At 71.3% G+C, this 13,681-nt stretch carries 16 protein-coding genes; 7 read left to right on the top strand and 9 right to left on the bottom strand.

All coding sequences use genetic code 11. From position 1 onward, the window contains the following. Positions 1–22: 22 nt before the first annotated feature. Positions 23–1,282: a phosphoserine phosphatase SerB gene (gene serB / locus ACZ607_RS05005; RefSeq protein WP_469731774.1), complete on the top strand. Its 1,260-nt coding sequence runs from the start codon at positions 23–25 to the stop codon at positions 1,280–1,282. Between the two features lie 109 nt (positions 1,283–1,391). Here the strand turns inward: serB and ACZ607_RS05000 are convergent, their stop codons facing one another. From ACZ607_RS05000 to ACZ607_RS04985, 4 genes are all read right to left on the bottom strand, one after another. After that, positions 1,392–1,910 (bottom strand): SixA phosphatase family protein, encoded by a 519-nt coding sequence (locus ACZ607_RS05000; protein WP_469731768.1) that lies wholly within the window; start codon positions 1,908–1,910, stop codon positions 1,392–1,394. A 99-nt stretch (positions 1,911–2,009) separates the two neighbouring features. Further along, complete coding sequence (locus ACZ607_RS04995) at positions 2,010–2,216, bottom strand: hypothetical protein (protein WP_469731766.1); 207 nt, start codon at positions 2,214–2,216, stop codon at positions 2,010–2,012. A gap of 136 nt (positions 2,217–2,352) precedes the next feature. Further along, the gene (locus tag ACZ607_RS04990; protein ID WP_099175991.1) at positions 2,353–2,469 is read right to left on the bottom strand and encodes an SGM_5486 family transporter-associated protein; all 117 of its coding nucleotides are present in this window, start codon (positions 2,467–2,469) and stop codon (positions 2,353–2,355) included. Positions 2,470–2,486: 17 nt separating this feature from the next. Then, on the bottom strand, positions 2,487–3,755 hold the full coding sequence (locus ACZ607_RS04985) for a CynX/NimT family MFS transporter (protein ID WP_469731764.1): 1,269 nt from the start codon (positions 3,753–3,755) through the stop codon (positions 2,487–2,489). Between the two features lie 97 nt (positions 3,756–3,852). Here ACZ607_RS04985 and ACZ607_RS04980 point away from each other — a divergent pair, with 97 nt between their 5' ends. Then, positions 3,853–4,527, top strand: a complete 675-nt coding sequence (locus tag ACZ607_RS04980) for a FadR/GntR family transcriptional regulator (RefSeq protein ID WP_469731762.1) — start codon at positions 3,853–3,855, stop codon at positions 4,525–4,527. A 15-nt stretch (positions 4,528–4,542) separates the two neighbouring features. Here ACZ607_RS04980 and ACZ607_RS04975 read toward each other — a convergent pair whose 3' ends face one another. From ACZ607_RS04975 to fabG, 3 genes are all read right to left on the bottom strand, one after another. Further along, the gene (locus ACZ607_RS04975; RefSeq protein ID WP_469731760.1) at positions 4,543–4,911 is read right to left on the bottom strand and encodes a hypothetical protein; all 369 of its coding nucleotides are present in this window, start codon (positions 4,909–4,911) and stop codon (positions 4,543–4,545) included. A gap of 176 nt (positions 4,912–5,087) precedes the next feature. Further along, on the bottom strand, positions 5,088–5,855 hold the full coding sequence (gene fabI / locus ACZ607_RS04970; protein WP_469731758.1) for an enoyl-ACP reductase FabI: 768 nt from the start codon (positions 5,853–5,855) through the stop codon (positions 5,088–5,090). Positions 5,856–5,860: 5 nt separating this feature from the next. Beyond that, positions 5,861–6,580 (bottom strand): 3-oxoacyl-[acyl-carrier-protein] reductase, encoded by a 720-nt coding sequence (gene fabG, locus ACZ607_RS04965; RefSeq protein WP_469731757.1) that lies wholly within the window; start codon positions 6,578–6,580, stop codon positions 5,861–5,863. A gap of 221 nt (positions 6,581–6,801) precedes the next feature. Here fabG and ACZ607_RS04960 point away from each other — a divergent pair, with 221 nt between their 5' ends. From ACZ607_RS04960 to tyrS, 3 genes are all read left to right on the top strand, one after another. After that, entirely contained in the window at positions 6,802–8,325 is a 1,524-nt protein-coding gene (locus ACZ607_RS04960; RefSeq protein ID WP_469731755.1) for a TldD/PmbA family protein, read from the top strand. 169 nt (positions 8,326–8,494) lie between these two features. Continuing rightward, positions 8,495–9,889 (top strand): metallopeptidase TldD-related protein, encoded by a 1,395-nt coding sequence (locus ACZ607_RS04955; RefSeq protein WP_469731754.1) that lies wholly within the window; start codon positions 8,495–8,497, stop codon positions 9,887–9,889. Positions 9,890–9,942: 53 nt separating this feature from the next. After that, a complete protein-coding gene (gene tyrS / locus ACZ607_RS04950; protein WP_469731752.1) occupies positions 9,943–11,211 on the top strand; it encodes a tyrosine--tRNA ligase in 1,269 nt (422 codons plus the stop codon). A gap of 71 nt (positions 11,212–11,282) precedes the next feature. Here tyrS and ACZ607_RS04945 read toward each other — a convergent pair whose 3' ends face one another. Further along, complete coding sequence (locus ACZ607_RS04945; RefSeq protein ID WP_469731750.1) at positions 11,283–11,567, bottom strand: GlsB/YeaQ/YmgE family stress response membrane protein; 285 nt, start codon at positions 11,565–11,567, stop codon at positions 11,283–11,285. 274 nt (positions 11,568–11,841) lie between these two features. Between ACZ607_RS04945 and ACZ607_RS04940 the strand changes: the two genes are divergently transcribed. After that, the gene (locus tag ACZ607_RS04940; RefSeq protein WP_469731873.1) at positions 11,842–12,228 is read left to right on the top strand and encodes a DUF3099 domain-containing protein; all 387 of its coding nucleotides are present in this window, start codon (positions 11,842–11,844) and stop codon (positions 12,226–12,228) included. A gap of 218 nt (positions 12,229–12,446) precedes the next feature. Next, positions 12,447–12,695 carry a hypothetical protein gene (locus tag ACZ607_RS04935; protein WP_469731748.1) on the top strand — a complete coding sequence of 83 codons (249 nt, stop codon included), beginning with the start codon at positions 12,447–12,449 and terminating at the stop codon, positions 12,693–12,695. Here ACZ607_RS04935 and moaA read toward each other — a convergent pair. Further along, a complete protein-coding gene (moaA, locus tag ACZ607_RS04930; RefSeq protein ID WP_469731746.1) occupies positions 12,678–13,667 on the bottom strand; it encodes a GTP 3',8-cyclase MoaA in 990 nt (329 codons plus the stop codon). The genes ACZ607_RS04935 and moaA overlap by 18 nt on opposite strands. Positions 13,668–13,681 lie beyond the last annotated feature (14 nt).

The following is a 13,681-nucleotide window of genomic DNA, read 5'->3' as shown; positions in this document are numbered from 1 at the left end:
GGCCCTATACGGTGGGACCACCATGAGCGCATCTCAGCCACCTCGGTCTCCCCGGTCTCCCGAGCCCCCGGAGTCCCCTCGGGGCACGGACGCCCCCACGCTTCTCGTCAAGATCTTCGGGAAGGACCGGCCGGGCATCACCGCCGGACTTTTCGACACCCTGGCGGCCTACGCCGTCGACGTCGTCGACATCGAGCAGGTCGTCACCCGTGGCCGCATCGTGCTGTGCGCCCTGGTGACCTCCCCGGAGCCCGGCGGCACGACGGAGGGCGACCTCCGGGCGACCGTGCACAGCTGGGCCGAGTCGCTGAAGCTTCAGGCCGAGATCATCTCGGGTACGGGCGACAACCGTCCCCGCGGCTACGGCCGTTCCCATGTGACCGTCCTGGGGCACCCGCTGACCGCGGAGTCCACGGCCGCCATAGCGGCCAGGATCACCTCCACCGGCGGCAACATCGACCGGATCTTCCGGCTGGCGAAGTACCCGGTCACGGCCGTCGAGTTCGCGGTGTCCGGCACCGCGACCGAGGAGCTGCGGACCGCGCTGGCGACGGAGTCCGCCGACATCGGCGTCGACATCGCCGTCATGTCGGCCGGGCTGAGCCGCCGCGCGCAGCGGCTGGTCGTCATGGACGTGGACTCGACGCTCATCCAGGACGAGGTCATCGAGCTCTTCGCGGCCCATGCCGGCTGCGAGGCCGAGGTCGCCGCGGTGACCGAGCAGGCGATGCGCGGCGAGCTCGACTTCGAGCAGTCCCTGCACGCACGCGTACGGCTGCTGGCCGGGCTCGACGTGTCGGTGGTGGACAAGGTGCGGGCCGAGGTCCGGCTGACCCCCGGCGCCCGCACCCTCATCCGCACGCTGAAGCGGCTCGGGTACCAAGTGGGCGTCGTCTCGGGAGGGTTCACCCAGGTCACGGACGACCTCAAGGAGCGCCTCGGGCTCGACTTCGCCTCCGCCAACACGCTGGAGGTCGTCGACGGCAAGCTCACCGGCCGGGTCGTGGGCGACATCGTGGACCGGGCGGGCAAGGCCCGGCTGCTGCGGAGCTTCGCCGAGCAGGCGGGGGTGCCGCTGGCGCAGACGGTGGCGATCGGCGACGGTGCCAACGATCTCGACATGCTGAACACCGCGGGCCTGGGGGTCGCCTTCAACGCCAAGCCGGTCGTCAGGCAGGCCGCCCACACGGCGGTGAACGTCCCGTTCCTGGACACCGTGCTGTATCTGCTCGGGATCACCCGCGAGGAGGTCGAGACCGCCGACGGCGTCGTGGTGGACTGACCGGCGGGTTTCCGTACGGAGCACGGCACGTCGTACGACGCGAAGGGGCGCCGGCCCACAGCTGCCGGCGCCCCTTCGTCCGTCCTGCGTCGTAGGTCGTGCCCGGTCGTCAGTCGTTCGGCGTCCAGTACTCGACGAGCTTGCCCACACCGTGCTCCAGGCCCTTCCAGGAGCCGGGGAACTCCACGACCGCGTAGGCGGCCGTCGGGAAGCCGTCCCTGGTCATACGGGCGAGCGCATCGCCCTCGGCCCCGCCGGAGAGCGCGTCCGCGGCACCGTGCATGCCGGGGTTGTGGCCGATGACCAGGAGGTTCCGCACGTCGTCCGGGGTCTCGTTGAACAGCGCGATCAGTTCGCCGAGGGAGGCCTCGTACAGCCTCTCCTCGTACACGGTCCTGGGGCGCTGCGCGAACTCGTGGACCGCCAGCTTCCAGGTCTCACGGGTCCTGGTGGCGGTCGAGCACAGGGCCAGGTCGAAGTCGGTGCCTGAATCGGCCAGCCTGCGGCCGGCGACGGGGGCGTCCTTCCTGCCCCGTTCCGCCAGTGGCCGCTCGTGGTCGGACTCCTGCGACCATTCCGCCTTTGCGTGCCTGAGAAGGACGATCCTGCGAGGTGTATCGGCGCTCATACACCTCAGCTTCGCACGAATTGTGCCGTCGGGCGCAGGGAGTTGACGTGCTCACTCACCGGGGGTGAAGGACGGGCCGCAGGGGGTGTACGGCGCCGGTCAGGCGGGCAGCAGTCCCAGGATGTGCCCGAGCAGCCGCCCGACGGCGGGGTCGGCCGCGGCAGCGTGCGCCTGGCCGGGTTCCACGATCAGCAGGAGGAGCGCGGCGAAGGCGACGGCGGGCAGCGCGACGGCCCACCACGGCAGCCGGACCTCGACGGTGTCCGTGGCGGGGCGGTGGGTCCGGGTGTGCGTACGGGCCGGCATGTCCGCCTCCGTGGGTCCTCGGCTGTGTCACCCAGAACCTACGGGCCGGCCGGCGGCGGGCCCATCCGGTGACCCACCCACTCGACCCTGAACCTGACCCCCTAGGGGACAGGGGGGCCAGCCCCACCCCCGGGGGTCAGGGGGAGGCGATCGTGGCGATCACACCGATGATCACGGAGATGAGAAGCATCGCCCCGAAGACGAGGAGAAGCTTCTTCTGGCCGTTCTGGGGATTCGGATCGAGCACTGGCATGCGCACAGTCTCGCATCTCAGCATTCGTCCTCGATCGTCCGGTCCCGCCCCGCGAGCATGCCCGCGATCGTCTGCGGCACGAGGAGGGCCGCCATGAGGGTGAGCGGCAGGCCCCAGCCGCCGCTGTGCTGGTAGAGCACGCCGACGAGCAGGGGGCCGGGGATCGAGAGCAGGTAGCCGGTGGACTGCGCGAAGGCGGAGAGCCTGACGACGCCCGCACCGCTCCGTGAACGCATACCGATCATGGTGAGGGCGAGCGGGAAGGCGCAGTTGGCGATGCCCAGCAGCAGGGCCCAGAGCCAGGCGCCACCGGCCGGGGCCAGGTAGAGGCCCGCGTAGCCGGCGAGACCGCAGCCGCTGAGGACGAGGACGATCGGTCCCTGGGTACGCAGCCGGGAGGCGACCCGGGGGATGACGAAGGCGAGGGGCACGCCCATGGCCATGATCACGGCGAGCAGGACGCCCGCGGTGCCGGCCGGGATGCCCGCGTCGCGGAAGATCTGCGGGATCCAGCCCATGGTGATGTACGCCGCCGTGGCCTGGAGGCCGAAGAAGCAGGCGAGGGCCCAGGACGTACGGCTGCGGGTGATCCGCAGCGCGGAAGCCTGGTTGCGCGCCTGCCCGGCGGGCTGTTCCGAGTTGGGGCCCCGGTCCCGTACGAGCGCGAGCCAGGGCAGGATCGCGACCACCGCGAGTGCGGCCCAGACGGCCAGTCCGGTCTTCCAGCTGCCGCCCAGCGCGTCCGTGAGGGGCACGGTGAGCGCGGCGGCGAGGGCGGTGCCGAGCGCCAGGGCCATCGAGTAGAGGCCGGTCATGGTGCCGACCCGGTCGGGGAACCAGCGCTTGACGATGACGGGCATCAGGACGTTGCTGACCGCGATGCCCATCAGGGCGAGGGCGCTGGCGGCCAGGAAACCGGCGGTTCCGCCGACGAAGGGGCGGAGCAGCAGGCCGGCGGCGATGGCCACCATGCCCGCGCAGACGACGGCGCCGGCGCCGAACCTGCGGGCCAGCCGTGGCGCCATGAAGCCGAACACCGCGAAGCAGAGCGGCGGCACCGAGGTGAGGACGCCGGCGACGCTGCCGCTCATGTGCAGGGTGTCGCGGACCTCTTCGAGGAGCGGGCCGAGGCTGGTGATGGCGGGCCGGAGGTTGAGCGCGGCGAGGACCAGGCCGACGGTGACGATCCGCAGCATCCAGGGCGAGGGTCCGGGCGCGGGGCCTTCGGGTGCTCGGGTGCCGGGGGTGCCGGGAGGGCTCAGGGTCGGGGTCTCGTCGTGACGCATGGGACCCATCATAGAATCATGGGATGATTGGCTGTCCACTCCGCTCTCTCCGTGGGACGGACCACCCGGACCGCCCTCGCACCGACCAAGGAGCACCATGGCGCTGACGTCCACGCGGCGTTCGGCTCTCGCCGACCAGGTGATTGCCCAGCTGAGGAACCAGATCACCTCGGGTGAGTGGCCGGTGGGCTCACGGATCCCGACCGAGCCCGAGCTGGTCGAGCAGTTGGGGGTGGCGCGCAACACGGTGCGCGAGGCGGTGCGCGCCCTGGCGCACAACGGGCTGCTGGACATCCGCCAGGGCTCCGGCACGTATGTGGTGGCGACCAGTGAGCTGGCCGGGGTGATGCACCGCCGGTTCGCGGACGCCGATCCCCGGCACGTCGCCGAGCTGCGCTCCACACTGGAGTCCTCGGCGGCCCGCCTCGCGGCCCTGCGGCGTACGGACAAGGATCTGCGGCAGCTGGACACGCTGATGGCGCGCCGTGAGGAGACCTGGGCGTCCGGGGACGCGGAGGCGTTCGTGGCGGCCGACGCGACCCTCCACCTGGCGGTGGTGGCCGCCTCGCACAACGACGTGCTGACGGAGCTCTACGCCGACCTGAACGACCTGCTCCGCGACTACCTGCGCGACGACGTGGGCCCGAAGCTCGGCCCGCAGGCGCTCATGGACCACGCGCGGCTCGTGGAGGCGATCCGTGCGGGTGACGCGGAGACGGCGGCCGCCGAGGCGGCGGCTCACGCCCTGGACTGCCTGCGGGAGCGGGTCTGAGGCCCTCACCACGGGTCAGGACACCGAGTGGCTGACCCAGGCCGAGCCGACCTCTTTCCAGCAGCGGTCCTCGAGCTTGACCGTCCGGCCCGGCTGGACCGCGACCTCCGCGCCGTCGGCGTCCACGTCCCACCAGCGCGTGCACTCGGTGTGGAGCCGGACGAGATCGGTGCTGGGGTACGGGTTGTGGCAGTAGGCGACCACCCGGGATCCCTCGACCGACGTACGGCATTCGGCGCCCGAGGGTTCGGGTTCCGGGGTGAGGGGCGCTGCCGCCCCGCCACCGGCCCGGTTGGCCGCGCTCACGGCCACGGGGGCCAGCAGCCCGGCGACGACGGCCGCCGCCGCGAGCAGGGCCCAGGTTCGGTGACGTGTGGAGCGCACGACGATCTCCTCCCCACAGCCTGACCAGAAGTCCGGTTCCACCACATTCTGCGGTGGGACGGCCATCTTTTCGACTTGAGCGGCGGGAGGGCCGCCGGACACGCGCGACGGCCGCGTTCCCCCTCGCCGGGAGTACGCGGCCGTCGGTGTGCCTGGTGCGGGTCGGGCGGTGGGCGTCAGGCGCCCATCATGTGCACGCCACCGTCGACGTGGATGATCTCGCCCGTCGTCTTCGGGAAGAAGTCGGAGAGCAGCGCCACGACGCCCCGGCCGGCCGGCTCGGGGTCGGCCATGTCCCACTCCAGCGGGGAGCGGTGGTTCCAGACGTCCGCGAGCTCGCCGAAGCCCGGGATGGACTTGGCGGCCATGGAACCGAGCGGTCCGGCCGAGATCAGGTTGCAGCGGATGCTGTCCTTGCCCAGGTCACGGGCGAGGTAGCGGGAGGTGGCCTCCAGCGCGGCCTTGGCCGGGCCCATCCAGTCGTACTGCGGCCAGGCGAACTGCGCGTCGAAGGTGAGGCCGACGATCGAGCCGCCATCGTTCATCAGGGGCTTGCAGGCCATGGCGAGCGACTTCAGCGAGAACGCCGAGACGTGCATCGCGGTGGCGACCGACTCGAACGGGGTGTTCAGGAAGTTGCCGCCGAGCGCGTCCTGCGGCGCGAAGCCGATGGAGTGCACGACGCCGTCCAGCGAGCCTAGCTCGTCCTTGACCAGGCCCGCGAGCCGCTCCAGGTGCTCGGCGTCGGTCACGTCGAGTTCGAGGACCTTGACGGGCTTGGGCAGCTTCCTGGCGATCCGCTCGGTCAGCGTCGGCCGGGGAAAGGCCGTCAGGATGACCTCGGCGCCCTGCTCCTGGGCCACCTTGGCGGTGTGGAAAGCGATGGACGACTCCATCAGCACACCCGTGATGAGGATGCGCTTGCCGTCGAGAATTCCGCTCATGGTGATCAGTGACCCATGCCCAATCCGCCGTCAACGGGAATGACGGCTCCAGTGATGTACGACGCGTCGTCGGACGCGAGGAAGCGCACCGCGGCGGCGATCTCGGCGGGCTGCGCGTAGCGGCCGAGCGGCACCTGCGACACGATGCCCTTGCGCTGCTCGTCGGTGAGCACCTGGGTCATGTCGGTGTCGACGAACCCGGGCGCGACGACGTTGAACGTGATGTTCCGCGAGCCCAGCTCACGGGCCAGCGACCGGGCGAAGCCGACCAGGCCCGCCTTGGACGCGGCGTAGTTGGCCTGTCCCGCCGAGCCCAGGAGGCCGACGACCGAGGAGATCAGGACGACGCGGCCCTTCTTGGCGCGCAGCATCGCGCGGTTGGCGCGCTTGACGACGCGGAAGGTGCCGGTGAGGTTGGTGTCGACCACGGACGTGAAGTCGTCCTCGGTCATCCGCATCAGCAACTGGTCCTTGGTGATACCGGCGTTGGCGACCAGCACCTCCACGGGACCGTGCTTCTCCTCGATCTCCTTGTAGGCCTGCTCCACCTGCTCGGTGTCGGTGATGTCGCACCGGACCGCGAGGACGCCCGCCTCGGTGAGCTCCTGCGGCGGCTCCCCCGAGCGGTAGGTGACGGCGACCTTGTCGCCGTTGTCGGCGAAGGCGCGGGCGATGGCGAGGCCGATGCCCCGGTTTCCTCCGGTGACGAGAACCGAGCGGCTCAACGGATCACCCTTTCCTTGGCGGTCTGGTACATCGAAAACCTATCGTTACCAGGCCTCGACCAAGGAATCGGCCTCCGACAGCGCCGCCGGGCCGCGACTGTTGGATCCCTACAGAACGCTCCGGCCGGGACACGGCAACGTAAAACAGGGGCACGGGGACGCCGCGAGACCCCATGATTCACTGCGAAGACGTTTTCAGAGGTGGAGAAGGGGAGGCCCGCGTGGCCCACGAGGTAGATCAGTCGTTCCTGGCCCTGCCGCTGCGTGCCCTCGCCGACGCGGCCCTCGCCCGCGCCCGCGCGCTCGGCGCCGTACACGCGGACTTCCGGTTCGAGCGGGTGCGCGGCGCCTCCTGGCGGCTGCGGGACGCCCGGCCGTCCGGGACGTCCGACACCACCGACACCGGGTACGCGGTCCGGGTCGTGCACGGCGGGGCCTGGGGGTTCGCGTCCGGGGTGGACCTGACGATGGACGCGGCGGCCAAGGTCGCCTCGCAGGCCGTCGCCATGGCCAAACTGTCCGCGAAGGTGATCGCGGCGGCCGGTTCGGACGAGCGCGTGGAACTGGCGGACGAGCCGGTGCACGGCGAGCGGACCTGGGTGTCGGCGTACGACGTCGACCCGTTCTCCGTGCCGGACGAGGAGAAGGCCGGGCTGCTCGCCGAGTGGAGCGCGCGGCTGCTGGCGGCCGACGGGGTGGCGCACGTGGACGCCTCGCTGATGACCGTCCACGAGAACAAGTTCTACGCGGACACCGCCGGCACCGTCACCACGCAGCAGCGGGTGCGGGTGCATCCGCAGCTGACCGCGGTGGCCGTGGACGGCACGACCGGCGAGTTCGACTCGATGCGGACGATCGCCCCGCCGGTGGGCCGGGGCTGGGAGTACCTCACGGGCACCGGCTGGGACTGGGACGCCGAACTGGAGCGCATCCCGGGGCTGCTGGCCGAGAAGATGCGGGCGCCGAGCGTCGAGGCGGGGACGTACGACCTGGTGGTCGACCCGTCCAACCTCTGGCTGACCATCCACGAGTCGATCGGCCACGCCACCGAGCTGGACCGGGCGCTGGGCTACGAGGCGGCGTACGCGGGGACGTCGTTCGCGACCTTCGACCAGCTGGGGAAGCTGGCGTACGGCTCCCCCGTGATGAACGTGACCGGTGACCGCACCGCCGAGCACGGGCTCGCGACGGTCGGTTACGACGACGAGGGCGTCGAGGCGCAGTCCTGGGACCTGGTCAAGGACGGCACCCTCGTCGGCTACCAGACGGACCGGCGCATCGCGAAGCTGACGGGCCTGGGCCGGTCCAACGGCTGCGCGTACGCCGACTCCCCGGAGCACGTCCCCGTGCAGCGCATGGCGAACGTGTCGCTGCGGCCGGATCCGGGCGGGCTCTCCACGGAGGACCTGATCGGCGGGGTGGAGCGCGGGATCTACGTGGTCGGCGACCGGTCGTGGTCCATCGACATGCAGCGCTACAACTTCCAGTTCACCGGACAGCGGTTCTTCCGGATCGAGAACGGCAAGCTGGCGGGCCAGCTCCGGGACGTGGCGTACCAGGCGACGACGACGGACTTCTGGGGCTCGATGGAGAAGGTCGGCGGCCCGCAGACCTATGTGCTGGGCGGCGCGTTCAACTGCGGCAAGGCCCAGCCGGGCCAGGTCGCGGCCGTCTCGCACGGCTGCCCCTCCGCCCTCTTCCGAGGCGTGAACATCCTCAACACGACGCAGGAGGCCGGACGATGAGCGGCAACCACGGAACCGGCCGGGGGGTCCGGGGGTCGTCCCCCGGGAGAGCACAGTCTCAACACGACGCAGGAGGCCGGACGATGAGCGGCAACCACGGAACCGGCCGGGGGTCCGGGGGTCGTCCCCCGGGAGAGCACAGTCTCAACACGACGCAGGAGGCCGGACGATGAGCCGCGTCAGCAAGCCGTACGAGATCGTCGAGCGCGCCCTGGAGCTGTCCACCGCCGACGGCTGCGTGGTCATCGCGGACGAGAGCTCCTCCGCCAACCTGCGCTGGGCCGGCAACGCGCTCACCACCAACGGGGTGACGCGCGGGCGGACCCTGACCGTGATCGCGACGGTGGACGGCGCCGAGGGCACGGCCTCCGGGGTCGTCTCCCGTTCGGCGGTCACCGCGGACGACCTGGAACCGCTGGTGCGGGCCGCCGAGGCCGCGGCGCGCGGCGCGGGCCCCGCCGAGGACGCGCAGCCGCTGGTCTCCGGGATCCCGGCCTCCGCCGACTTCACGGAGCCGCCGGCCGAGACCGGCTCCGACGTCTTCGCCGACTTCGCCCCGGCGCTCGGCGACGCCTTCGCCCGGGCCCGCTCGGGCGGCCGTGAGCTGTACGGCTTCGCCCACCACCAGCTGAGCTCGACGTACCTCGGTACGTCGGCGGGGCTGCGGCTGCGCCACGACCAGCCGAACGGGACGCTGGAGCTGAACGCCAAGTCCCCCGACCGGACCCGTTCCGCCTGGGCGGGCCGGGCGACCCGGGACTTCAAGGACGTCGACCCGGCGGCCCTGGACGCGGAGCTGGCGCAGCGCCTCGGCTGGGCCGAGCGCAGGATCGAGCTGCCGGCCGGGCGCTACGAGACGCTGCTGCCGCCGACGGCGGTGGCCGACCTGCTGATCTACCAGTACTGGTCGGCGGGCGCCCGGGACGCCGCTGAGGGCCGGACGGTCTTCTCCCGGCCGGGCGGCGGTACGAGGATCGGCGAGACCCTCTCCGGGCTGCCGCTGACCCTGCGCAGCGATCCGCACGCCCCGGGGCTGGAGTCGGCCCCGTTCGTGATCGCGCACTCCTCGGGGGACGATTCCTCGGTCTTCGACAACGGGCTGCCGCTGGCCCCGACCGACTGGATCAAGGACGGCAGGCTGGAGCGGCTGACCACGACCCGGCACTCCGCGGGACTGACGGGTCTGCCGGTGGCCCCCTCGATGGACAACCTGGTCCTGGACGGCGGCGGCGAGCGGTCGCTGGAGGAGATGGTCGCCGCGACGACGGGCCGGGCCCTGCTGCTGACCTGCCTCTGGTACATCCGGGAGGTGGATCCGGCCACACTGCTGCTGACCGGGCTGACCCGGGACGGGGTCTATCTGGTGGAGGACGGCGAGGTCCTCGGCGAGGTGAACAACTTCCGGTTCAACGAGTCGCCGGTCGGGCTGCTGTCCCGGGCGTCGGAGGCCGGACGTACGGAGAAGACGCTGCCGCGCGAGTGGGGCGACTACTTCACCAGGGCCGCGATGCCCGCGCTGCGGATCCCCGATTTCCACATGAGCTCGGTCAGCCGGGGCGTATGACCCCCATAGACTGACCGGACAACCCATCGAACACCGCGAGGAGAGAAACGACCGTGACGGACATCGTCGACGAGCTGAAGTGGCGCGGGCTGTTCGCCCAGTCCACCGACGAGGACGCATTGCGCAAGGCTCTCGCGGACGGCCCGGTCACGTTCTATTGCGGCTTCGACCCGACCGCGGCGAGCCTGCACGTCGGCCATCTGGTGCAGGTGCTCACCATGCGCCGGCTCCAGCTCGCCGGGCTGAAGCCGCTCGCCCTGGTCGGCGGGGCGACCGGTCAGATCGGTGACCCGCGCCCGACCGCGGAGCGCACGCTGAACGACCCGGAGACCATCGCCGCGTGGGTCCAGCGGCTGCGCGGGCAGATCGAGCCCTTCCTCACCTTCGAGGGCCCGAACGCCGCGACCATGGTGAACAACCTGGACTGGACCGCGGGGCTGTCCGCGATCGAGTTCCTCCGGGACATCGGCAAGCACTTCCGGGTCAACAAGATGCTCACCAAGGACTCGGTGGCCCGCCGGCTGGAGTCGCAGGAGGGCATCAGCTACACGGAGTTCAGCTACCAGCTCCTCCAGGGCATGGACTTCCTGGAGCTGTACCGGCGCCACGGCTGCACCCTCCAGCAGGGCGGCAGCGACCAGTGGGGCAACCTCACGGCGGGGATCGACCTGATCCACCGCCTGGAGCCGGGCGCCCAGGTCCACGCGCTGGCGACGCCGCTGATGGTGAAGGCCGACGGCACCAAGTTCGGCAAGTCCGAGGGCGGCGCCGTCTGGCTCGACCCGGAGATGACGACGCCGTACGCGTTCTACCAGTTCTGGCTGAATGTGGACGACCGGGACATCTCGACGTACATGCGCATCCTCAGCTTCAGGAGCCGCGAGGAGCTCGACGAGCTGGAGAAGCTCACCGAGGAGCGTCCGCAGGCGCGTTCGGCCCAGCGGTCGCTGGCCGAGGAGCTGACGACGCTGGTGCACGGCGGCGAGCAGTGCGCCGCCGTGATCGCGGCGTCGAAGGCGCTGTTCGGCCAGGGCGAGCTCGGCGAGCTGGACGAGGCGACGCTGAGCGCCGCCCTGTCCGAGGTGCCGCACGCCCGGGTCACCGAGCTGGGCCCCGTGGTGGACCTGCTGGTCGAGGTCGGGCTCTCCGCCAGCAAGTCGGCCGCCCGCCGCACGGTCAAGGAGGGCGGGGCCTACGTGAACAACGCGAAGGTCACCGACGGCGAGAGCGCCCCGGCGCCGGAGGAGCTGCTGCACGGACGCTGGCTGGTCCTGCGCCGCGGCAAGAAGAACCTCGCCGCCGTCGAGGTCGTCGCCGGCTGACACGGGCGGACACAGCACCGCGGCCGGTCACGCATGACGCGTGGCCGGCCGCGGTGCTGCGCCGCCCGGGATCAGGTTCTCTCCCGCTTGCCCCGGTTGCCCCTGATGGACTGCCAGAGCATGTCCCCGACACCGACCACGGCCACGGCTCCGATCAACTGCAGCACATGGCGGATCCAGTCGATGCCCTTGGTGTCGTTGACCCCGATCCAGGTCGCCACGGCGTTGCCGAGGATGCTGCCGAGGATGCCGAACACCACCGTCAGCCAGAGGGGGATGTTCTGCTTCCCCGGGAGGATCGCCCGGGCGAGCACACCCAGCACCAGACCTACGATGATTGCCCACAACCAGCTCATATCGCCTCCTCGTGCGGCGCAGAAGTGCGCATGTCCGCCCAGTCTCGGCCCGTAGGACGTACGCCGCATGCCGGACAGGGCCGTACGTGGGCCCGTGCCCGGGGATCCGCCGCACCGGGCTCGCCCCGGTCTCGTGGGTGACGGACGCCGGGCGTACCGTAGGAGCCGCGCCGTCCGGGGAAGTCCGGCACAGAGATCTGGTGGTGGAATCACGATGCGGAAGCAGAGCGGCACGGAGGTCTTCCGGATCACGGGTGCCCGGCAGGGTCTCGTGATGCGGAAGCAGAGCGGCACGGAGGTCTTCCGGATCACGGGTGCCCGGCAGGGTCTCGCCGACGACGTGCGCGGCAGACAGCGGCGGTACATCATCTCGATGTCCGTGCGCACGGTCTCCGTGGTACTGGCGGCGACCCTGTGGAACGTGGAGCGGCATGTGGCCGTGGTGGCGCTCGCCCTGGGCGTCCTGCTCCCCTATGTCGCGGTGGTCATCGCCAACGCCGGTCGCGAGAACGCCCCTTCGCTCCCCACGACGTTCGTGCCCGCACCGGTGCGGCCCGCTCTCGGCACGGCCACGGTGGCGGGGTCCGCGGAAGCCGGTCCGGAGCCCGTGACGGAGCCCGGCCAGGCCGGCCGCCCGGGCGATCCGCACCCCGCGGGCTGAGCCGGAGGACCGCCGAAGCTCAAGAAGAGCTCAGATGAATCATGACGTTCCGGTGCACCTGACCCCGGCCCCCATGGCATAATTCGGGAGCGCTCCGCATCCCCCGTCGGAGCGACGGACCGACGCCGGGCAGCTCCCCCCGTGGCTGCTCGGCGTCGCCATTCTCCGGCGGGGATGCGCCGCGGGGGTGCTGCCCCCGAGCGCTTAGGGTTGAGGTCGTGAACTTCCCCGATACCTCAGCCGAGAGCGCCGACGGCGCACCGGTCTGCTCCGCCAAGGGCTGCCGCGCCGACGCCGTATGGGTGCTGGCCTGGAACAACCCGAAGCTGCACACCCCGGAGCGCCGCAAGACGTGGCTGGCCTGCGACGAGCACCGTGAGCACCTCTCCTCGTTCCTCGATGTGCGCGGCTTCCTCAAGGACGTCGTCACGCTCGAGGAGTGGGAGTCCTCAGCCGCCGATCGCTGACATCGGGCGGTCGGGCTGCAGGAAGGTGGGGTCGTCGAGACCGGAACCGGCCTTCTTGCCCCACATGGCGAGCTTCCAGATCCTGGCGATCTCCTCGTCCGGCGCGTCGGAGCGCAGGGCCCCGCGCAGGTCCGTCTCCTCGCGGGCGAAGAGGCAGGTGCGGACCTGTCCGTCGGCGGTGAGCCGGGTGCGGTCGCAGGCCCCGCAGAAGGGCCTGGTCACGGAGGCGATGACGCCGACGCGGTGCGGGCCGCCGTCCACGGTCCAGCGCTCGGCGGGGGCGGATCCGCGCTCGTCGTCGCCCTCGGCGGTGAGCGTGAAGCGGGTGCGCAGCGAGGCGAGGATGTCCCCGGCGGTGATCATGCCGTCGCGCTTCCAGCCGTGCTGCGCGTCGAGCGGCATCTGCTCGATGAAGCGGAGCTCGTAGGCGTTGTCCACGGCCCAGGCGAGCAGGTCGGGGGCCTCGTCCTCGTTGAGCCCGGGCATGAGGACGGAGTTGACCTTGACGGGGGTGAGTCCCGCCTCGCGGGCCGCCTGGAGCCCGTCCAGGACGTCCTGGTGCCGGTCGCGGCGGGTGAGCGTCTTGAAGACGTCGGGCCGCAGGGTGTCCAGGGATACGTTGACCCGGTCGAGGCCCGCCGCCTTCAGTGCGGCCGCCGTGCGCTTGAGCCCGATGCCGTTGGTGGTGAGGGACATCCTGGGGCGGCGCTCCAGGGCGGCGCACCGCTCGACGATGGAGACCAGCCCGGGGCGGAGCAGCGGTTCGCCGCCGGTGAAGCGGACCTCGGTGATGCCGAGCTCGGTGACGGCGATCCCGATGAGCCGGACGATCTCGTCGTCGCTGAGCAGCTCCGTCTTGGAGAGCCACTGCAGGCCCTCTTCGGGCATGCAGTAGGTGCAGCGGAGATTGCACTTGTCGGTCAGCGAGACACGCAGGTCGGTGGCGACCCGGCCGTAGGTGTCGATGAGCACTGTGGGCCTCCTCC

The sequence above is a fragment of the Streptomyces sp. NPDC104381 genome (assembly GCF_055583745.1).
Note: the sequence above shows the minus strand (reverse complement) of the source record. Positions and strands in the feature narration are given on the sequence as shown.

Coding starts and splice junctions, on each gene's coding strand:
- serB (WP_469731774.1), top strand. CDS start 23: ATGAGCGCATCTCAGCCACCTCGGTCTCCCCGGTCTCCCGAGCCCCCG.
- ACZ607_RS05000 (WP_469731768.1), bottom strand. CDS start 1,910: ATGAGCGCCGATACACCTCGCAGGATCGTCCTTCTCAGGCACGCAAAG.
- ACZ607_RS04995 (WP_469731766.1), bottom strand. CDS start 2,216: ATGCCGGCCCGTACGCACACCCGGACCCACCGCCCCGCCACGGACACC.
- ACZ607_RS04990 (WP_099175991.1), bottom strand. CDS start 2,469: ATGCCAGTGCTCGATCCGAATCCCCAGAACGGCCAGAAGAAGCTTCTC.
- ACZ607_RS04985 (WP_469731764.1), bottom strand. CDS start 3,755: ATGCGTCACGACGAGACCCCGACCCTGAGCCCTCCCGGCACCCCCGGC.
- ACZ607_RS04980 (WP_469731762.1), top strand. CDS start 3,853: ATGGCGCTGACGTCCACGCGGCGTTCGGCTCTCGCCGACCAGGTGATT.
- fabI (WP_469731758.1), bottom strand. CDS start 5,855: ATGAGCGGAATTCTCGACGGCAAGCGCATCCTCATCACGGGTGTGCTG.
- ACZ607_RS04955 (WP_469731754.1), top strand. CDS start 8,495: ATGAGCCGCGTCAGCAAGCCGTACGAGATCGTCGAGCGCGCCCTGGAG.
- ACZ607_RS04945 (WP_469731750.1), bottom strand. CDS start 11,567: ATGAGCTGGTTGTGGGCAATCATCGTAGGTCTGGTGCTGGGTGTGCTC.
- ACZ607_RS04940 (WP_469731873.1), top strand. CDS start 11,842: ATGCGGAAGCAGAGCGGCACGGAGGTCTTCCGGATCACGGGTGCCCGG.